Here is an 18,851-nt window from a genome sequence, read left to right as displayed (position 1 = left end):
AGCAACGGCCGACGGAGCGGCCTCAGTTCGTCGTCGGGTTGGACTCCCCGTCGTTCCCGTCCTCGACTGTCTCGACGGGCGCCTCCGCGCCCTCGGCGGCCTCGGACGCCTCGACGGCCTTCGGCGTGTCGACGTGCCAGCGGTCGACCTCGTCCTCGTACGACGAGAGCCGCTCGGACACCGCGGACTTCAGTCGGTCGTCGTTGACGTTCACCTCGAAGACGAACTCCGGCCCGCCCTCGCCGCGGGTGGACTTCTGGATGTTCGCCGAGACGAGCTCGTTGTCGAAGTAGTACGGCGCGATCTGCGTCATCACGCGCTGGTACACCGTGTTCTCCAGCTTCCGAACCGCCTTGCGCCCGGCCGAGTCGGCCGCGCGCGCGACGTGGTCGATGGAGTCCTTCCACGAGTCGAGCGCGCCGTCGTTGTCGCCGTTCTCGACGCGCTCGTACGACTCCGAGAGCTTCTCGCCTGCGGTCTGGAGGTCGTCCTCGGGACTCTTGCCCTCCTGCTCGCCTTTCCCCTCGGCGACGCTCGCCTGTTCGGCGGTCTTCTCGTTCACGTCCTCGCCGAGGCGCTCGTGGGCTTTCGGTCGCCACTCGTTCCACGCCTCGAACGCCTCGGGATACTCCTCGGAAGCACCGGCGTCCTGAAGCGCGCGGGTGATGCGTTCGCCGTGCTCTACGGCGTCCCCCCATTCCCCGCGCAGCTTGAAGCCGGAGATACTCTCTTCCATGCGATTAGCAGCCGCCTACGCCCCGGAGCGGTATAAGGGTCCCTCCCTCGGCGCGCTCGCCCGGGGCTCGCGTCGCCACTGTCCGCCTCAGCGTCGGCCGTACGTGAGGCGGTTCCCGATGTCGTCGAGCGCCGAGACGACGCCGCCGAGCCACGCGGTCGGCGACGTCCGCCGAAGCTCGTCGGCGTCGAGTTCGATCCGGTCGTCGCCGAAGGGGTCGCGGTCGGCGACGCCCTCGCCGTCCTCGGTGGCGTCCACGACGGTCGTCATCGAACACCGGCCGCACGCTTCGCGATCGCCGAATCCCATGGTATTCGGTAGCATTATGGGGGACGGCGATGATAAATCCTCGGCCCCGCGGGCCTCTCGCGGCGTCGCCGTCGGACGACGGGCTTTTCATCCCCGTGAGCCTCCCGCGAGGTATGGGTTACCACGTCATCGATCCGGACGAGCTGACTGCCGTTCCGGACCGTCCGTGCGAGCTTCGTCGCGTGAGCGAGGCGGCGGGGTTCGAGCGGATGGCCGCCAACTGGTTTCGCGCGGCCCCCGGCGAGGACGTCCCGCTCGCGTACCACTACCACGACGACCAGGAGGAGCTGTTCTACGTGATCGAGGGGACGCTCCACGTCGAAACCCCGGAGACGACCTACGAGGTGCCCGAGGGCTCGCTGTTCGCCGTCGAGCCGGACAGCCCCCAGCGCGCGCACAACCCCGAGGACGCCGACGACTCGGTGACGCTGATCGCGGTCGGCGCGCCCGCCGTCGACGACGTCCACCCGTACGAGCCGGAGGCGTAACCATGGACGAGGACGACAGGGAGACGCGAGCGGAGGCCGACGGCTCCGGCGGCGGCGTCGACCCGGGGACTGCCGACGACGACGTCCTCGTCGACGGAGAGGAGCCGCGGACCGACGATCACGGCCGGATCCTCGACGGCGCCGCCTACGAGGACGTGCCCGTCTGGGACGACCAGTACCTCGACCGGGTAAGCGACCGGCTCATGTTCAACTACGACCTCGAACGCGACTATCGCGTTCGCGGGGAGCGCTTCGACCTCTACGGGCTGATGCGCATCGAGTCACAGAAGCAGTTATTCCACCCGGCGCTGGGGTACGGCGACCACCACAGCGACGAGTACCTGTTCGCCCGCCGGCAGTCGTCCGTGACCGTCGGGGAGTTAGAGCGGATCGTCCAGTTGGGACACGCCCTCGCCGACGAGCGCGTCGAGGGCGACGAGGAGCACTACGGGACCGACCTCTCGTTCGTCCTCGTCGTCCCGGAGATCCCCGAGGACGTCCGGGAGTTCGTCGTCGACTTCCGCGAGCGGGAGCTCCTGAAGTACGGCTACTTCGGGCACTACGAGATCAACCTCGGCGTCGTCGCGCCCGAGCGCGAGGCCGCGGTCGCGAGCCAGGAGGCCGACGTGGTGTCGGCGTTCGCGCTGTGGGACGAACTGCCCGATCGCCGCTCCCAGCGCGGGTACGTCACCCGGCTCGTCGGCACCCTCCGCGAGAAGCTCCTCGGATAGAACTATCTATAGCGCCTCCTTGTACGCCTCCAGCGTCTCCTCGACGTCCGCGTCGGTGTGGGCGTAGGAGACGAACTGCGACTCGAACTGGTTGGCGGTGAGCCAGATCCCCCGCTCTTTCATCTCCTGCCAGAACACGCGCTCCCAGCGCTCGGTCGCCGCCGCCGCGGTGTCGGCGCCGGTCTTCGGACAGATCTCGTATCTGGGACACGACTCGCGCTGGCGACAGCCGCCCTCGCAGTGTCCCTCGAACGTCTCGGGCGCCTCGCGGGTGAACACCGTCTTGAACATGGAATCGGTGCCGACGACGGTGTACTCGGGGGCCTGGTCCTCGCAGATGTCCTGGATCCCGGAACGGAGGCGATCCCCGAGAGCGTTCACGTGGTCGTACACGTCGTGTTCGGCGGCGTAGCGGAGGTATTCGCGACCGGCGGCCATCGTGACGGGGTGGCCCGAGAAGGTGCCCGACTGGAACACCTCACCGCTCGGGGTGAAGTGCTCGATTATCTCCGCGGGGCCGCCGATGGCGCCGACCGGGAAGCCGCCGCCGATGATCTTCCCGAAGGTCGTGAGGTCGGGCGTGACGCCGAGCTTCCCCTGCGCACAGCCGAGGCCGCCGACGCGGAAGCCGGTGATCACCTCGTCGAAGATCAACAGCGAGCCGTGGTCGTCACAGAGATCCCGGAGGGCCTCGTGGTAGCCGTCGACGGGCATCACGATGCCGTAGTTCGCGAGGATCGGCTCGGTCAGCACGGCCGCGATCTCGTCGCCCCGCTCCTCGAAGACCTCCCGGATCGCCGCCTCGTCGTTGAACGGGACGGCGATGGTGTGCTCGGCGAACTCCTCGGGGATCCCCGGCGAGGAAGGATGGGTGTGATAGGGGTCGTCGCCGGCCTCGACGAGGGTGGACTCCTGAGCGCCGTGGTAGCCGCCCTGCATGATCACGATCTTGTCGCGACCGGTGTACGCGCGGGCGAGGCGGACCGCCGAGACGGTCGCCTCCGTGCCGGAGTTGACGAACCGGAGCATCTCGACGCTGGGGACGTGCCGGGCGACGAACTCCGCGTGGTCGACCTCGATCTCGGTCGGCCCGCCGTACATCGGCCCCTGGCTGGCGTGGCGCTGGATCGCCGACTGCACCTGCTCGGGGGCGTCGTGGCCGTACAGCAGCGGGCCGTAGCCCATCACGTAGTCGAGGTAGCGGTTGCCGTCGGCGTCGATCACGTGGGCGCCGTCGCCGCGCTCGATCACGAACGGGTACGGTCGCGTCGCGCGGACCGAGGAGTTCACCCCGCCGGCGAGCACCGAGAGCGCGCGGTCGTACAGCTCCCGCGAGCGGTCGTGGTTCATACGCCGCCCTTCGAGTGTGACCCCGAAAGTAGTTACTGGGTCGCGGCGGTCGCCGCCGCTCTCGTCGTCGTGTTCGGGACAGAAGTCGGGTGACGACCCGCGACGGGGTGGCGACCCGTCGCGGGCGTAGCCGGACGCATCACCCGGCAGACAGCTGCGGCGGCCGCGGGGGCGGTGACACGGAACGTGGCACGGTGGCGGGCGCGAGGAGGTGAGCACCAGTACCAGTGGGGTCCTCCGTCGCGTGCCCCCGGCGGCCGCGTCCGCGCCGCATGCGAAGCGGGCGTCCGGCGGTTCGGCTGCCGACGGGCGTCGGCAGCGGGCTGTTCGGATCGAGTCGAAGAGTGTCGGTCGGCTCGTGGCCGACCGGGTCGGCCGCGCTTACACCGCCTCGCGACCCACCTCGCCGGTCCGGATCTGGTAGGCGTTCTCGACGGGGAGGACGAACACCTTCCCGTCGCCCTTCTCTCCGGTCTGGGCTGCCTCGCTGATCGCCTCGGCCACGTCCGCGGCCGGGATGTCGGCGACGACGCACTCGATCTTCACCTTCTGGTGGAGGTCGACCGTGTACTCCTCGCCGCGCCACTGGCCCTTCTTCGCGGGCTGGCTGCCGCGACCGGAGACGTTCGTCACCGTCAGCGAGGGCGCGCCGATCTCCGCGAGACCGGTCTTGACCGCCGAGAGCTTGTCCGGGCGGATGAAGGCGGTCACCATCTTGATCCCGCCGTCGTTCGCCTCGCCGCCGTCCGCGCGAATGATACCGCTCTCGTCCTCCACGAAGCCGCCGTCGGCGGCCGTGTCGGGACGGCCGAACTCGGGGTACGTGTCGACGCCGTGCTCGGAGGAGTCGAGCCCCTCGAGCTCGTGGTCGCGGGTGACGCGGATCTCGCCCAGCGCCTTGATGACGCCGAAGACGATAGCCGTCGCCGCGATGGTCCAGGCGGCGATGACGACGACGCCGACGACCTGCGAGACGAGCGCGCCGACGGTGAAGCCGTCGACCGCGAAGAACGGCAGCAGCACCGCGCCGAGCACGCCGGCGCTCCCGTGGACGGGGAACACCGCACACACGTCGTCGATCTTCAGGCGCTTCTCGACGAACTCGAAGACGATGGGCAGCTGGGCGCCCGCGAGCAGACCGATGACGATCCCGCCGACCCACGTGATCGCGTCCGTGTTCGAGGTGACGCCGACGAGCCCCGCCAGAAGCCCGTTCGCGACGTACAGCGTGTCGACCTTTCCGGTCTTGAACAGCGAGAGCGCGCTCGCGCCGATGGCGCCGGCGGCCATGCCGAGCGTCGTCGTCAGCGCGACGCGACCCACGTAGGAGAACGCCCCGAGCGTGAGTTCGCCGTTCTCGACGGCGAACACCGAGGCTGCCGTGCCGACGTTGAACCCGTACCAGCCGAACGCGAGCACGAGCGTTCCGAGCACCGCGAACGTCATCGAGTGGCCGGGAATGACGTTCACCGAACCGTCATCGTTGTAGCGACCCAGGCGCGGGCCGACGACGTACGCCGCCGTCAGGCCGGCGATGCCGCCCATGCCGTGGACGATCATTCCGCCCGCGAAGTCAGCGAAGCCGAGCGAGGCGAGCAGGCCGCCGCCCCACGTCAGCCCCGTGACGACGGGGTAGATGACCGCCGCCAGCAGGACGGTGTAGCTGACGTACGCGCGCAGCTTCATGCGGCCGGCGACGGCGCCGGAGACGATGGTCGCCGCCGTCATCGCGAAGACGGCGCCGAAGAGCCAGCTGACCCAATCTGCGGGGTTGCTGGTCGTCAGTACGCCGAACGCCTCGGCGATGGAGTAGCTCCCGCCGGCGGTGATCCCGCCGACGAGCGCGGAGACCCCGGCGCCGACGAGGAAGAACGCGACGACGCCGACGCTCCACGTCAGGAGGTTCTTCGTCAGCTGGTTGGCGACGTTCTTCGACCGTACCTGCCCGGCCTCCAGCATCGCGAAGCCGGCGTGCATGAAGAAGATGAGGAAGGTGACCACCAGCACCCACATCATGTTGACCCCCTCCGCCAGGACCGCGGGGTCGACCTGCAAGAGCGTCACTGTGCCACCTCATTCGTTCCACAACTGTTCAGCAGTGCCGTGAATTCCGTGTCGTTCTGGTACATCTCGACGCCAGACAGCCTGATCCGGATACACATAAAGATTGGAGTTGAAATACACAAATTTTGGGTGGCGTATTCACACGAGCGTCTGATCTTCGGGTGAATATAGGTCATATAAGGATGTAACATCGTCGCATGCGTGGCAATTGTTGCACTCGGAGTTGACGGACATAGTGACAGCAGGGTGATATATAAGGCGAGGATCCGCCGGATACGGGCGATATCACTCGCGCGCGCTCCCCGGATCGGCGTGAAAAACGGTGGTTCGACGGATCGATCCGATCAGGTTACCGATGCGCGGCGATCAGTCGTCCAACCCGAACTCGTCCAACTCGGCGACGACGGATTCGGCGAGCGCCTCGAACGTCGCCTCCGCGGGCACCACGTCGACGCCGACGCCGTGTGACTCGGCCGTCTCGCGCGTCGGGTGGCCGATGCAGCCGACGACGGCGTTCTCCAGGCCCGCAAGCGCCTCCTCGCGGACGCCGCGATCGTCGGCGGCGTCGAGGAAGTGCTCGACGGTGAGCGAGGAGGTGAAACACGCCCCGTCGAGGTCGCCGGCGGCGGCCGCCGCCGCGGACTCGCCGCTCCCCTCGGGCCGGACGAGTTCGTACAGGACCGTCTCGCGGACGGTCGCGCCGGCGTCGCGGAGCCCGTCGAGCAGCACCTGGCTCCCGTGGTCCGACCGGGCGACCTCGATGCGGACGCCCTCGACGCCGAGGGCGTCGAACGCCGCGACGATACCGGTCGAGGAGTACTCCTCGGGGATCAGCTCGATCGGCCACCCGGCCTCGCGTGCGGCGTCGGCCGTCGCCGGGCCGATGCACGCGATCGCGGGGCCGTCTCCACGGCGCAGGGGATCACCGTCCGAGCCGTCGCTGCCGGCGTCGCCGCCGCGATCGCTGTCGTCGCCGACGGCGTCGCCGGGCGACCACCCGGCCTCGTCGACCAGTTCGACGCCCGTCTTCGAGGTGAACACGATCCAGTCGGCGCCCTCCGGCACCGCGCCGGTCGGTCGGACCGCCAGCATCGGGTCCGCGAGCGCGTCGACGCCGAGCGCGTCGAGCGTCTCGACCGCCTCGGTCGTGCGCTCGTCGTCGGGGCGGAACACCGCGACGCGCGGGCGGTCGGCGCCCTCGTCGGCGCCGGTGTCGCCTCCGTCGTCTCCGTCGGTTCCGTCGCTCACGCGTCCTCACCCCCGGCGCCGGCGGCTCCGTCCGCGTCGCCGGCGCGTTCGTCGCCACTGTCGACGCCCGCGTTCGCGGCCGCCTCGGCGTCGCCGCGGCCGCGCAGGAGCTCGACCACCCGATCGCGCGCGCCGGCGACCTCGCCGATCACGGTGATCGCGGGCGGCTCGATCCCGGCGTCGTCGCGCACGTCGACGATGTCCGCGAGCGTCCCCGTGGCGACGCGCATGTCGGGCCAGGTGCCGCGCTCGACGAGCGCGACGGGCGTCCCGGGGGCCATCCCGGCGTCGAGCAGTTCGCCGGTGTACAGCGGGAGCTTCCCGACGCCCATCAGCACGACGATGGTGCCGCCGGTCGCCGCCAGCGCGTCCCAGTCCACGGCCGATTCGTCCTTCGTCGGGTCCTCGTGGCCCGTGACGAACGAGACGGAGGAGGCGTGATCGCGGTGGGTCACCGGGATGCCGGCGACGCCCGGGGCGGCGATGGGCGAGGTGACGCCGGGGATGACCTCGAACGGGACGCCGTGGGCGGCGAGGTGTTCGGCCTCCTCGCCGCCGCGGCCGAAGACGAACGGGTCGCCGCCCTTCAGGCGCACGACGTGCTCGCCCGCCTCGGCGAGTTCGACCAGCCGGTCGTTCGTGTACTCCTGGCTGGTGCGCTCGCCGCCGGCGCGCTTGCCCACGTCCTCGCGTTTCTCATCGGGGATCGAGCCGAGGATCTCGGGGCCCGGCAGCTTGTCGTGCAGCACCACGTCGGCCTCGTCCAGGAGTCTGCGGGCCTTCACGGTGAGCAGTTCGGGGTCGCCGGGGCCGGAACCGACCAGCGAGACGAAGCCGCCGTCGCGGTCGATCCCGTCGCCGCCGCGGTCGCCGGTCGCGTCGCGCTCGTCGCTCATCTACTCGTCACCCTCCTCGGCGCGTTTGGCGGTATCGGTATCGGCAGCGCGCTTCGCGGCCTCGATGAGGTCGGCGGCGCCCTGCTCGCGCAGCGAGTCGGCGAAGTCGGCGGCGGCCTCGCGATACGAGCGCAGCGGGAGATCACGGTTCGCCTTCACCTCGGTGTCGCCGTCGGCCGACAGCACCCGGACGCGGGCGCTGACGTGCTCGCCCTGAACGAGCGCGTTGACGCCGATCGGCGCGATGCAGCCCCCGCCCAACTCGGCGAGCACGGTACGCTCGACGCTGGTGGCGACGCGGGTCGGCTCGTGGTCCATCGCAGACCGGATCGTCTCGATCACGTCGGGGTCGCTCGCGGTGACCGCGACGGCGCCCTGGCCGGGGGCGGGGACGTGGTCGGCGCGGTCGAGTCGCTCGACCTCGTACTCGTCGCGGTAGAACAGGTCCGAGCGCCGGAGGCCCGCCTCCGCGAGGACGATCGCGTCGTACTCGTGGTCGAGCTCGTGTTCCAACGCGCCGCGTTGAAACTCGGTGAGGTCGTCGAACCACTCCTCGACTGTTCGCTCGTACTCGCGGTCGTCCTCGCGAGCCTCGGGATCGCCCTTGTGGTCGGCGTCGGCCTCCACGCGGCGCTCGTGTTCGGCCTGCAACGCGGGCGCGATGAGCTTCTGGATCCGCGTGTCGACGTTGCCGCGGAGGGGACGGACCTCCAGGTCTGGGCGCTCGGCGAGCACCTGCGCCTTGCGTCGCAGCGAGGAGGTGCCGACGACCGAGCCGCGCGGGAGGTCCGCGAGGTCGCCGCCGTCGCGGGTGACGAGCGCGTCGCCGGCGGGGGCGCGCTCGCCGACGGCCGCTACGACGAGGTCGTCGGGCATGTCGGTGGGCATGTCCTTCAGCGAGTGGACCGCGGCGTCGACCTCGCCCGCGAGCACGTGTTCGTCGAGCGCGCGCACGAACGCGCCGGTGCGGCCGAGTTCGGTGATGAGGTCCTCGTCGAGTCGGTCGCCGCGGGTCTCCACCTCCACCAGCTCCACGTCGCGGCGGCGCGTCGAGATCTCGTCTCGGACGCCGGCCGCCTGTCGGAGCGCGAGGTCGGAGCCGCGGGTTGCGAGCCGCAGCGTCCCGGTTGTCATACCCGAAACTCCGGCGCGACCGGGGAAAACGGGTTCGCTTCGCCAACACGGCGGGAGGGTGCACCGTCCCACGGTCGCTCCGCCGTCGGCCGCGTCGCAACCTTCGCCGGACCGGTACCGTTTTTATCGATCGAGTGAGTACCTATGGCTATGACAGCGGACGCCGTCGCTCACGTTCGCGACTCCTTCGAGCGACGCGTTCGCGGTGCCGCGGCCCGGAGCCGAGTTTCCGCGCCGCGACGACCGGGCCGCTAGGCCCACACATCACCACTCCCTCGTCGGCCCGACCCGCTCGCGTTCCTCCGGGTAGCGTGCAGTCCGCAAGTAAATTTCATCGACTTCAAACGCCGAATTTATGAGTGTCGACGTTCGAGCGTGGAGTATGACAAAGCGCGTTGCACTCGCATTCAGCGGCGGACTCGACACGACCGTCTGCGTCCCGCTTCTCGAGGAGGAGTACGGCTACGACGAGGTCGTCGGCGTCACCGTCGACGTGGGCCAGCCCGCGGAGGAGTTCGAGGAGGCCGAGGAGACCGCCGAGGCGCTCGACCTGGAGCACTACGTCGTCGACGCCAAGACGGAGTTCGCGGAGCTGTGTTTCGACTCCGTGCGCGCGAACGCGACGTATCAGGGCTACCCGCTCGGCACCGCGCTCGCGCGCCCCGTGATCGCGGAGGCGATCCTGGGGGTCGCCGAGGAGCACGACTGCGACGCCCTCGCCCACGGGTGTACGGGCAAGGGCAACGACCAACTCCGCTTCGAGACCGTCTGGCGCGCCTCCGACAAGGAGGTCATCGCGCCGGTGCGCGAGCTCGGCCTCACGCGCGAGTGGGAGATCGAGTACGCCGACGAGAAGGACCTGCCCGTCGAGGGCGGCAACGAGGGCGCGTGGTCGATCGACACGAACCTCTGGTCGCGCTCGGTCGAGGGCGACGACCTGGAGGACCCCACCTACGTCCCGCCGGAGGACATCTACGACTGGACGACGACGCCCGGCGAGGTCGACGGCGAGGAGCTCGTCGAGATCGGCTTCGAGATGGGCTACCCCGTCACGCTGGACGGCGAGGCGCTGGACCCGGTCGCGCTCATCGAGGACCTCAACGAGATCGCGGGCCAGTACGGCGTCGGCCGCACCGACATGATGGAGGACCGCATGCTCGGGCTGAAGGTGCGCGAGAACTACGAGCACCCCGCGGCGACCGTCCTCCTCACCGCCCACGAGGCGCTCGAACAGCTCGTGTTCACGAAGAGCGAACGCGACTTCAAACAGCAGGTCGACGAGCAGTGGGCCCAGCAGGGGTACAAGGGCCTCGTGAACTCGCCGCTCGTCAACTCCCTCGAGGGGTACCTCGACGCCGGTCAGGAGAAGGTCACCGGCACGGTCACGGTCAAGCTGCAGGGCGGGCAGTGCCGCCCCGTCGCCCGCGACTCCGAGTACGGCGTCTACTCCGAGTCGGCGGCGTCGTTCAACACGGAGACCGTCGACGGCATCGAGCAGGCCGACGCGACGGGCGTCGCCAAGTACCACGGCTTCCAGGAGCGCCTCGCGAACCGCGTGCTGAAGGACGTGAAGGCCGGCGAGGACGGCGAGACGCTGGCGGCCGACGGTGGAAGCGAGGACGACGAGTAGATGACCGACGACGGTGGCGCCGGCGGCGACGTGGATGACACCGACGCGGACGCCGAGACGGTCGTCCGCCGCGGCCGCTTCGCGGGCGGTCCGGCCCGCGGATTCATGTCGAGCCTCGCGGCCGACGAACGCATTTTCGCGGCCGACCTCGCCGTCGACCGCGCGCACACGGTGATGCTCGCCGAGGAGGGGATCGTTGCCGACGACGAGGCTGCCGAGATCCTCTCGGGGCTCGACGCCGTCGAGTCGGCCGGCCACGACGCGCTCCCGGACGGTGAGGACGTCCACGAGGCGATCGAGTCGGCCGTCGTCGACCGCGTCGGCGACGTGGGCGGGAAGATGCACACCGCCCGCTCGCGCAACGACGAGGTCGCCGCCTGCATCCGCCACCGCTACCGCGCGGACCTGCTCGACGCCGCCGAGGCGACGCTCGCGCTCCGGGAGGCCCTGCTCGATACCGCGGCCGACCACGCCGACACCGTCATGCCCGGGTTCACCCACCGGCAGTACGCCCAGCCCGTCACCGTCGGGCACTTCCTGTCGTCGTACGCGGGCGCGGTCGAGCGCGACACCGCCCGGCTGCTCGCGGCGTTCGACCGGACGAACGAGTCGCCGCTGGGCGGCGCGGCCTTCGGCGGCACCACCTTCGACATCGACCGCGAGCGCACGGCCGACCTGCTCGGCTTCGACGGCGTCGTCGAGAACTCGACGGACGCCGCCTCCGCGCGCGACTTCCTCGTCGAGGGGACCGCCGCGCTCGCGAACCTGACGGCGACGCTGTCGGGACTCGCGGCCGACCTCATCGAGCACGCCAAGGACGGTTACTTCGACCCCTCCGACGACTACGCGTCGACCTCGTCGATCATGCCCCAGAAGGTGAACCCCGACACGCTGGAGCTGGCCCGCGCGGTCGCGGGCGACGTGTCGGGCGACCTGACCGGGCTGCTCACCACGCTGAAGGGACTGCCGCGCGCGTACAACCGCGACCTCCAGCGCGCGACGCCCCACGCCTGGGACGCCGTCGACGACGCGACCGAGGCGACCGAGGTCGTCGCCGGCGCGGTCGCCACGGGCGACTGGGACGCCGAGGCGTGCGCGGCGGACGCGGGCGCCGGCTTCTCGACGGCCACGGGCGTCGCCGACGCGCTGGCGTCGGCGGGCATCCCGTTCCGGACGGCCCACGAGGTCGTCGCCGAGGCCGCCGCGACCGCCCCCGACGACGCGGATCCGGAGACCCTCGCCGCAAATCTTGACACGGCCGCACAAGAGGTACTTGGGGAGTCCCTCTACGCGTACGTGAGCCGCGAGGACCTGTCGACCGCGCTCGACCCCGCCGGGAGCGTCGCCGCACGCGACTCCCGCGGCGGCCCGGCGCCCGACGCCGTCGCCGACTCCCTCGCGCGCATGACCGAGACGGTCGCCGACCACGAGGCCGAACTCGCGGCCCGCCGCGACGCGCTGGCGGCCGCCGAAACGGACTTGTCCGAGGCCGTCGACGAGTACGCCTGAGCGCGACACCGCGACCCACACCGACACCACGACCATGACCCGCCTCCGACGACCCCGGCCGCTCGCCCGACCGCGAGCGACGGCCCCGTCGCGCGGCCGGCGTCCGCGACTTCCGCGACGGCCGCGACGACGACCGCGAGGGGGCGTCCGACCGCGACCGTCGCCGCGTCCGGTCCCGGCCGCCGTCCCGCGCCCGCCGGCGGCGGTGGCCCCGCCGGCCCCCCTCGGGGCCTACACTACTCAGATTTCGAACACCGGATTCGAGATCCGCGCCGACCCGTCCGCTCACGCCGCGTAGCGACGACTACGTCATTAATTTTCCTTGACAGAATCGACGGATTAAAGTCCGATAGCGAGGTACTGGTGAGTACACCATGACCGAAGCCGAATGCGTCGAGTGCGGGGGCACGGTGGCCCTGCACGACGACCTGGAGATCGGAGAGATCGTCGACTGTGAAACGTGCGGCGCCGAACTGGAGGTCGTCGACGTCTCCCCGCCGGTCCTCGATCGAGCCCCGGAGCTCGAAGAGGACTGGGGGGAGTAAGATGAAGATCGGCCTGCTCTACTCCCGGATCCGAAAGGACGAGAAGCTCCTCCTGTCGGAGCTTCGCGAGCGCGGCCACGAGGTCGCGAAGATCGACGTGCGCAAGCAGCGGTTCGGCCTCGACTCGACGAGCGCCGGCGTGACCGACTGCGATCTCGTGATCGACCGCTGTCTCGCCACCTCGCGCTCGCTGTACGCGACGCGGTTCCTGTCGGCGTACGGCGTTCCCGTGATCAACAGTCCCGAGACCGCGGCGGTCTGTGCGGACAAGGTGAAGAACAGCCTCGCGCTGGAGGCGGCGGGCGTGCCGACACCGGCGACGGAGGTCGCGTTCACGAAGGAGGCCGCCATGGAGGCCATCGAGGACTTCGGCTACCCCTGCGTGATCAAGCCGGTCGTCGGCTCGTGGGGCAGGCTGATGGCGAAGATCGACTCCGAGACCGCCGCCGAGGCGATCCTGGAGCACAAGGCGACCCTCGGGCACTACGAGCACAAGGTGTTCTACGTGCAGGAGTACGTCGACAAGCCCGGCCGCGACATCCGCGTGCTGGCCTGCGACGGCGAGCCCGTCGCCGCCATGACGCGCTCCTCGGATCACTGGCTCACCAACGCCGCGAAGGGCGGCGAGACGGCCACCTTCGACCTCGACGACGAGGCGAAGGAACTCGTTGCGACCGCGAGCGACGCGGTCGGCGGCGGCCTGCTCGGCGTCGACCTGATGGAGACGAAGGACGGCGAGTACACGGTTCACGAGGTGAACCACACCGTCGAGTTCAAGGCGCTGAACGAGGCGAGCGAGGTCGACGTCCCCGCGGCGGTCGTCGACTGGCTCGAACTGAAGGCGGAAGTGGCCGAGGAGGCGGTGGCGACGGTATGAGCGAGGACGGTCACCCGACCCGCTCGGCCTCCGCCTCCGTCGTCGGCGCCTCCGGCTTCGCGGGCGGCGAGCTATGTCGCCTGCTGACGGGTCACCCCGACTTCGAGCTCGCGCAGGCCACGAGTCGCGAGTACGAGAACAAGACGCTCGGCTACGTCCACCCGAACCTGCGCGGGGTCGACCTTCGCTTCTCCTCGCCGGAGGATCTGGAGTCGGTGGACGTGCTGTTCGCCTCCACCCCGCACGGCGTCTCGATGGAGCACATCGACGCCTTCCGCGACGCCGCGGGCACCGTGGTCGACCTCTCTGCGGACTTCCGCCTGGAGGAGGAGGCCGACTACGACGAGTGGTACGACGGCCACACGGCGCCCGAGCACCTCGCGGACGCCGCGTACGCGCTCCCCGAGTTGGGCCGCGAGAAGCTCGAAGGCGCGGACCTCATCGCCTCCGGCGGCTGCAACGCGACGGCGACGATGCTGGCGCTGAAGCCGCTGGTCGACGCGGGCGTCATCACGCCCGACGACCGGGTCGTCGCGGACCTGAAGGTCGGCTCCTCGGAGGGGGGCGCCGGCGGCGGCGCCGCCTCCAGCCACCCGGAGCGCTCGGGCGTCGTGCGCCCGTACGCGCCGACGGGCCACCGCCACGAGGCGGAGATCCAGCAGGAACTCGGCCTCTCACTGTCGTTCACCGTCCACGCGGTCGACATGACCCGCGGGGCGGCGGCGACGTGTCACGCCTTCCCGAGCGAGCGCGTCACCACGGGCGACCTGTGGGGCGCCTACCGCGAAGCGTACGACGACGAGCCGTTCGTCCGCCTCGTCGCGGGCGGCGGCGGCGTGTACCGCTACCCCGAGCCGAAGGCCGTGGCCGGGACGAACTACGCCGAGGTCGGCTTCGAGCTCGACCCCGAGAACGGCCGCGTGGTCGCCTTCTCGGCCATCGACAACGTGATGAAGGGCGCGGCGGGGCAGGCGGTCCACGCCGCCAACGTCGCGCTCGGGCTGGAGGAGACGGCCGGCCTCGACTTCCAGGGGCTCCACCCCGTGGGATCGCCGTGAGCTGGCCCGGCGCGGCCGCGGCGGCCGACGGCGGCCCCCTCGCGGACGGCGGCGACGGCCCGCCCGTCGTCGTGAAGCTCGGCGGCGCCCGCGCGGTCGACCCCGCGGGCGCCGTCGGCGACGTGGCCCACCTCGTCGCGAACGGCCGCGACGTGGTCGTCGTCCACGGCGGCTCGACCGCCGTCGACGACCTGTTGGACCGCCTCGGCATCGAGTCGGAGTACGTCGAGACGCCCTCGGGCGTCACCGGCCGCTTCACCGACGAGGAGACGATGGAGGCGTTCACGATGGCGATGGCGGGGCAGGTGAACACCGACCTCGTCACCGCGATGAAGAACGCCGGCGTCGACGCCGTCGGCCTCTCGGGCGTCGACGGCGGCCTCCTGACCGGCCCCCGGAAATCGGCCGTCCGCGTCGTCGAGGACGGCAAGAAGAAGATCAAGCGCGGCGACCACTCCGGCACGCCGAAGGAGGTGAACGACGGCCTGCTCGACACGCTGCTCGCGGACGGGTACACTCCCGTCGTCTCCCCGCCGATGTTCGGCATGGAGTCCGAGAGCGAGGGCACCCCGGTCAACACCGACGCCGACCGCGCGGCCGCGGCCGTCGCGGGCGCGCTCGGCGCCGAGCTGGTCGTCCTGACGGACGTCTCGGGCGTGTACGCCGACCCGGACGACCCCGACACGCTCATCGAGTCGGTCGCCACGGGCGACGAGTACGACGCGCTCACCGACGCCGCCGAGGGGTTCATGACCCGGAAGGTGATGGCGGCGACCGAGGCGCTCGAATCCGGCGCGACGGCGGTGACCGTCGCCGACGCGAACGTCCGCGACCCCATCGTCGCCGCGCTCGACGGCGCCGGGACGCGTATCGAGCGCTCGGCGGTTATCGACGGCGACGAAGCCCACGCGGGAGGCGACGCCGCCGACGCGGAGGTGGACGGATGAGCGCCTTCGAGGACCCCAGCGACGCGGGCGAGGGGTTCGTCTTCTCCGAGAAGCCGATCCAGTTGGAGTCGGGCGAGGGCGTTCACCTCACCGCCAGCGACGGCACCGAGTACCTCGATTTCGGCGCGAGCTACGCCTGCACCCCGCTCGGGCACTGCCCGCCGGCCGTGGTCGACGCGGTGCAGGAGCAGGCGGCCGAGCTGCTGTACGTGCAGGCGTCGTACCCCAACAGCGCCCGCACGGAGCTGTACGAGCGACTCGGCGCGGTCGCCCCCGGCGACCTCTCGAAGGTGTGGCTGTGCAACTCCGGCACCGAGGCCAACGAGGCGGCGATGAAGTTCGCGCGCTCGGCGACGGGTCGCGAGAAGGTCGTCGCCACGAAGCGCGGCTTCCACGGCCGCACGCTGGGCGCGCTGGCGATGACGTGGAAGAAGAAGTACCGCGCCCCCTTCGAGCCCGTCGCCGGCGGCGTCGAGTTCGTCGATTACGGCGACGAGGAGGCGCTGGCGGAGGCCGTCGATGACGAGACCGCGGCCGTCTTCCTCGAACCCGTGCAGGGGGAGGGTGGGATCAACCCCGCCGGCGACGAGTACCTGCGGTCGGCTCGCGACCTGACGGCGGACGCGGGCGCGGCGCTGGTGTTCGACGAGATCCAGACCGGGATGGGCCGCACGGGTGACCTGTGGGCCTGCGAGGGCGCGGGCGTCCAGCCCGATATCCTGACGACGGCGAAGGGCGTCGCCTCCGGCCTCCCGCTGGGCGCGACGCTGTGTGCCGACTGGATCGCCGACGGCGCCGCGAGCCACGGGTCGACGTTCTCGGGCAACCCGGTCGTCGCCGCCGCGGCCAACGCGACCCTGGAGGAGCTGGTCGCCGAGGACGTGCCCGGCCACGCGGCGATGGTCGGCGACTACCTCACCACGCAACTGGAGGAGGCCGTCGAGGAACACGACCTCCCCGTGCGCGAGGTGCGCGGCGAGGGCCTGATGATCGGCATCGAGGTGAAGCGCGGGGCGAACCGCTACCTGCGCGAGTTGGCGCTGAACCACCAGATCCTCGCGCTGCCGGCGGGGCGCTCGGTGCTTCGCCTGCTCCCGCCGCTCGTGATCAACGAGGGGCACGCCCGCGAGGTCGTCGACGCGCTGACGGAGGTGCTGTGACGATGGCGAGCGAGCCCGAGGTGTCCGGATGATGGCGGTGTCGAACCCGCTGGACCCGACGGAGGCGCTCGACACCGAGGGTCGCCAACTGCTGTACGACCTCGTGTCGACGCCCTCCGTCTCGGGCGAGGAGGCCGATGCGGCGGCCGTCCTCGTCGACTTCTTCGAGGCGCACGACCGCGAGGCGTACACAGACGAGGTCGGGAACGTCCGCGCGCCCGGCGACGACTCGCTGTTGCTCACGTCGCACGTCGACACCGTCCCGGGCGACATCCCCGTCGAGATCGCCGACGGCGACGAGGAGTTGGACGCCGAGGGGCCCGTCCTGTGGGGCCGCGGCAGCGTCGACGCGACCGGGCCGCTGGCGGCGATGGCCGTCGCGGCCGTCGAGACCGGCGTCTCCTACGTCGGCGTGACCGGCGAGGAGACCGACTCCCGGGGCGCGCGCCACCTCGTCGAGACCCGCGACGCGCCCGAGGCCGTGATCAACGGCGAACCGTCCGGCTGGGACGCCGTGACGCTCGGGTACCGCGGGCTCATCTCGGGGACCTACGTCGCCACCAGTGAGTCGGGGCACACCTCCCGGCCGGACCCAAACGCCGTCGAACACGCGATGCACTGGTGGCAGCGCGTCGAGGGCGCGTTCGACTACTACGACTACGGGGCCGTCTTCGAGCAGGTGACGACCAAGCCCGTCGCCGTCGAGGGCGGCCTCTCCGAGGACGGCCTCTCGATGGAGGCGACGATGGACGTGCAGTTCCGCGTGCCGCCGTCGCTCGACCCCGAGGACGTCCGCGAGCGCGCCGACGCCGAACTCGACGTGGGGACGGTCCACTGGAACGAGCCGATCCCCCCCGTGATGGGGAGCCCGCGCGACCCCGTGGCGACGGCGCTTCGGGGCGGGATCCGGAAGGCGGGGGGCGACCCCCGCCTGCTCCGCAAGACCGGTACCGCGGACGTGAACCTGTTCGCCGGCGCCTGGGACGTGCCGATGGCGACGTACGGCCCCGGCGACTCCTCGCTGGACCACGCGCCGGACGAACGGCTCCCCCTCGCGGAGTTCGACCGCGCGGTCGACGTGTTGACCGACGCCTCGCGACGATTGCGAGGCCGAACCGACGACTGATCTACGGCGGCCCCGGCGGCTCCGACCGTCGCCCGCCCCGTTTTGACGTACTTCACACGACCACCGACTCACCACACACGACACCCACCCCACGACCCACGATCACGATGAGCACCCACACGACATCGACGACGCCGACCGACGCCGACGAGTTCCCGAGCGACTTCCTCGACATCGACGACCTGACCACCGACCAACTGGCGCAGGTCCTCGCGCGCGCCTCCGACCTGAAGGCGGGCAAGGACCTCACGCAGCTCCCGCGGACGACGCTGGCGATGCTGTTCGAGAAGCCCTCGACCAGGACACGCGCGAGCTTCGAGACGGGGATGACTCAGCTGGGCGGCCACGCGATGTTCCTCGGCCCCGACGCGATCCAACTGGGCCACGGCGAGCCGCTGAAGGACACCGCCCGCGCGCTCGGCGGCTACGCCGACGCGATCATGGTTCGGACGTTCGCCCACGAGAACGCCGAGACCCTCGCGGAGTACGCCGGCGTTCCGGTGATCAACGGGCTCACCGACGACGCCCACCCGTGCCAGACGCTCGCGGATCTGCTCACGATCCGCGAGGAGGTCGGCGACCTCTCGGAGGTGTCGGCGGCGTGGGTCGGCGACGGCAACAACGTCGGCCGCTCGTTCGCCGTCGGCGCCGCCCTGGCGGGGCTGGACCTCACGGTCGCGACGCCCGAGGGGTACGGCCTCGGCGACGACGTGTACGACCGCTGTGCCGAACTCGGGACCGAGCCGACCGCCGTCGACTCCCCCGAGGAGGCCGTCGCCGACGCGGACGTGGTGTACACCGACGTGTGGGTGAGTATGGGCGAGGAGGAGGAACGCGAGGGGAAGCTCCCCGCGTTCGAGGGGTATCAGGTCAACGAGGACCTGCTCGCCGAAACGGACGCGGCGTTCATGCACTGCCTGCCCGCCCATCGCGGCGAGGAGGTGACCGACGCGGTGCTCGAGTCGGAGCGGTCGCTCGTGTGGGAGCAGGCGGAAAACCGGATGCACGCGCAGAAGGGGCTGCTCGTGGAGCTGTTGGAGTAG

The 18,851-nt window shown here is 70.9% G+C and carries 18 protein-coding genes; 11 read left to right on the top strand and 7 right to left on the bottom strand.

Annotation, left to right across the window (positions count from 1 at the left end; all coding sequences use genetic code 11):
• Window positions 1-22 precede the first annotated feature (22 nt).
• Complete coding sequence (locus K6T36_RS09940) at window positions 23-736, bottom strand: DUF5828 family protein (protein ID WP_222921142.1); 714 nt, start codon at window positions 734-736, stop codon at window positions 23-25.
• Between the two features lie 87 nt (window positions 737-823).
• Entirely contained in the window at window positions 824-1,045 is a 222-nt protein-coding gene (locus K6T36_RS09935) for a DUF8007 family protein (RefSeq protein WP_222921141.1), read from the bottom strand.
• 113 nt (window positions 1,046-1,158) lie between these two features.
• Between K6T36_RS09935 and K6T36_RS09930 the strand changes: the two genes are divergently transcribed.
• Together K6T36_RS09930 and K6T36_RS09925 are read left to right on the top strand one after the other, a co-directional pair.
• Window positions 1,159-1,533 carry a cupin domain-containing protein gene (locus tag K6T36_RS09930; protein WP_222921140.1) on the top strand — a complete coding sequence of 125 codons (375 nt, stop codon included), beginning with the start codon at window positions 1,159-1,161 and terminating at the stop codon, window positions 1,531-1,533.
• A gap of 2 nt (window positions 1,534-1,535) precedes the next feature.
• On the top strand, window positions 1,536-2,264 hold the full coding sequence (locus K6T36_RS09925; protein WP_222921139.1) for a DUF8052 family protein: 729 nt from the start codon (window positions 1,536-1,538) through the stop codon (window positions 2,262-2,264).
• A 6-nt stretch (window positions 2,265-2,270) separates the two neighbouring features.
• Here the strand turns inward: K6T36_RS09925 and hemL are convergent, their stop codons facing one another.
• The 5 genes from hemL to hemC form a co-directional block, all read right to left on the bottom strand.
• Window positions 2,271-3,614, bottom strand: coding sequence for a glutamate-1-semialdehyde 2,1-aminomutase (gene hemL, locus K6T36_RS09920; RefSeq protein ID WP_222921138.1), 1,344 nt, complete (start codon window positions 3,612-3,614; stop codon window positions 2,271-2,273).
• A gap of 381 nt (window positions 3,615-3,995) precedes the next feature.
• Window positions 3,996-5,630, bottom strand: a complete 1,635-nt coding sequence (locus K6T36_RS09915; protein WP_222923416.1) for an ammonium transporter — start codon at window positions 5,628-5,630, stop codon at window positions 3,996-3,998.
• Window positions 5,631-6,044: 414 nt separating this feature from the next.
• Window positions 6,045-6,851 carry a uroporphyrinogen-III synthase gene (locus K6T36_RS09910; RefSeq protein WP_390182332.1) on the bottom strand — a complete coding sequence of 269 codons (807 nt, stop codon included), beginning with the start codon at window positions 6,849-6,851 and terminating at the stop codon, window positions 6,045-6,047.
• 71 nt (window positions 6,852-6,922) lie between these two features.
• Entirely contained in the window at window positions 6,923-7,822 is a 900-nt protein-coding gene (gene cobA, locus K6T36_RS09905; RefSeq protein ID WP_222921136.1) for a uroporphyrinogen-III C-methyltransferase, read from the bottom strand.
• Window positions 7,823-8,956, bottom strand: coding sequence for a hydroxymethylbilane synthase (hemC, locus tag K6T36_RS09900; RefSeq protein WP_222921135.1), 1,134 nt, complete (start codon window positions 8,954-8,956; stop codon window positions 7,823-7,825). It abuts the gene before it with no gap.
• Between the two features lie 382 nt (window positions 8,957-9,338).
• On the opposite strand from hemC, the gene K6T36_RS09895 reads away from it, so the two are divergent.
• The 9 genes from K6T36_RS09895 to argF all read left to right on the top strand — a co-directional run bounded on the left by K6T36_RS09895 (window position 9,339) and on the right by argF (window position 18,851).
• The gene (locus K6T36_RS09895) at window positions 9,339-10,586 is read left to right on the top strand and encodes an argininosuccinate synthase (RefSeq protein ID WP_222921134.1); all 1,248 of its coding nucleotides are present in this window, start codon (window positions 9,339-9,341) and stop codon (window positions 10,584-10,586) included.
• Window positions 10,587-12,095, top strand: a complete 1,509-nt coding sequence (gene argH / locus K6T36_RS09890; RefSeq protein ID WP_222921133.1) for an argininosuccinate lyase — start codon at window positions 10,587-10,589, stop codon at window positions 12,093-12,095.
• 374 nt (window positions 12,096-12,469) lie between these two features.
• Window positions 12,470-12,640 (top strand): lysine biosynthesis protein LysW, encoded by a 171-nt coding sequence (gene lysW / locus K6T36_RS09885; RefSeq protein WP_073308810.1) that lies wholly within the window; start codon window positions 12,470-12,472, stop codon window positions 12,638-12,640.
• Window position 12,641: 1 nt separating this feature from the next.
• Window positions 12,642-13,517: a lysine biosynthesis protein LysX gene (gene lysX, locus K6T36_RS09880; protein ID WP_222921132.1), complete on the top strand. Its 876-nt coding sequence runs from the start codon at window positions 12,642-12,644 to the stop codon at window positions 13,515-13,517.
• Complete coding sequence (argC, locus tag K6T36_RS09875) at window positions 13,514-14,575, top strand: N-acetyl-gamma-glutamyl-phosphate reductase (RefSeq protein WP_222921131.1); 1,062 nt, start codon at window positions 13,514-13,516, stop codon at window positions 14,573-14,575. The genes lysX and argC overlap by 4 nt, the downstream gene beginning before the upstream one ends.
• A complete protein-coding gene (locus tag K6T36_RS09870) occupies window positions 14,572-15,522 on the top strand; it encodes an acetylglutamate/acetylaminoadipate kinase (protein WP_222921130.1) in 951 nt (316 codons plus the stop codon). Before argC ends, K6T36_RS09870 begins: the two co-directional genes overlap by 4 nt.
• On the top strand, window positions 15,519-16,682 hold the full coding sequence (locus K6T36_RS09865; RefSeq protein WP_222921129.1) for an aspartate aminotransferase family protein: 1,164 nt from the start codon (window positions 15,519-15,521) through the stop codon (window positions 16,680-16,682). The genes K6T36_RS09870 and K6T36_RS09865 overlap by 4 nt, the downstream gene beginning before the upstream one ends.
• A 31-nt stretch (window positions 16,683-16,713) precedes the next feature.
• Window positions 16,714-17,808, top strand: a complete 1,095-nt coding sequence (locus K6T36_RS09860) for a [LysW]-lysine hydrolase (RefSeq protein ID WP_225935090.1) — start codon at window positions 16,714-16,716, stop codon at window positions 17,806-17,808.
• A gap of 107 nt (window positions 17,809-17,915) precedes the next feature.
• On the top strand, window positions 17,916-18,851 hold the full coding sequence (gene argF / locus K6T36_RS09855; protein WP_222921127.1) for an ornithine carbamoyltransferase: 936 nt from the start codon (window positions 17,916-17,918) through the stop codon (window positions 18,849-18,851).

It is taken from the genome of Halobaculum roseum (assembly GCF_019880245.1).
Lineage (GTDB): Archaea > Halobacteriota > Halobacteria > Halobacteriales > Haloferacaceae > Halobaculum > Halobaculum roseum.
The sequence above is the reverse complement of the archived record's forward strand: the minus strand, read 5'-3'. Positions and strand labels throughout refer to the sequence as shown.

Excerpts from the sequence above, each read along its gene's own strand:
- K6T36_RS09940 (WP_222921142.1), bottom strand. The coding sequence starts at position 736 with ATGGAAGAGAGTATCTCCGGCTTCAAGCTGCGCGGGGAATGGGGGGAC.
- K6T36_RS09935 (WP_222921141.1), bottom strand. The coding sequence starts at position 1,045 with ATGGGATTCGGCGATCGCGAAGCGTGCGGCCGGTGTTCGATGACGACC.
- K6T36_RS09930 (WP_222921140.1), top strand. The coding sequence starts at position 1,159 with ATGGGTTACCACGTCATCGATCCGGACGAGCTGACTGCCGTTCCGGAC.
- K6T36_RS09925 (WP_222921139.1), top strand. The coding sequence starts at position 1,536 with ATGGACGAGGACGACAGGGAGACGCGAGCGGAGGCCGACGGCTCCGGC.
- hemL (WP_222921138.1), bottom strand. The coding sequence starts at position 3,614 with ATGAACCACGACCGCTCGCGGGAGCTGTACGACCGCGCGCTCTCGGTG.
- K6T36_RS09915 (WP_222923416.1), bottom strand. The coding sequence starts at position 5,630 with ATGATGTGGGTGCTGGTGGTCACCTTCCTCATCTTCTTCATGCACGCC.
- cobA (WP_222921136.1), bottom strand. The coding sequence starts at position 7,822 with ATGAGCGACGAGCGCGACGCGACCGGCGACCGCGGCGGCGACGGGATC.
- hemC (WP_222921135.1), bottom strand. The coding sequence starts at position 8,956 with ATGACAACCGGGACGCTGCGGCTCGCAACCCGCGGCTCCGACCTCGCG.
- K6T36_RS09895 (WP_222921134.1), top strand. The coding sequence starts at position 9,339 with ATGACAAAGCGCGTTGCACTCGCATTCAGCGGCGGACTCGACACGACC.
- argH (WP_222921133.1), top strand. The coding sequence starts at position 10,587 with ATGACCGACGACGGTGGCGCCGGCGGCGACGTGGATGACACCGACGCG.
- lysW (WP_073308810.1), top strand. The coding sequence starts at position 12,470 with ATGACCGAAGCCGAATGCGTCGAGTGCGGGGGCACGGTGGCCCTGCAC.
- lysX (WP_222921132.1), top strand. The coding sequence starts at position 12,642 with ATGAAGATCGGCCTGCTCTACTCCCGGATCCGAAAGGACGAGAAGCTC.
- argC (WP_222921131.1), top strand. The coding sequence starts at position 13,514 with ATGAGCGAGGACGGTCACCCGACCCGCTCGGCCTCCGCCTCCGTCGTC.
- K6T36_RS09865 (WP_222921129.1), top strand. The coding sequence starts at position 15,519 with ATGAGCGCCTTCGAGGACCCCAGCGACGCGGGCGAGGGGTTCGTCTTC.
- K6T36_RS09860 (WP_225935090.1), top strand. The coding sequence starts at position 16,714 with ATGGCGGTGTCGAACCCGCTGGACCCGACGGAGGCGCTCGACACCGAG.
- argF (WP_222921127.1), top strand. The coding sequence starts at position 17,916 with ATGAGCACCCACACGACATCGACGACGCCGACCGACGCCGACGAGTTC.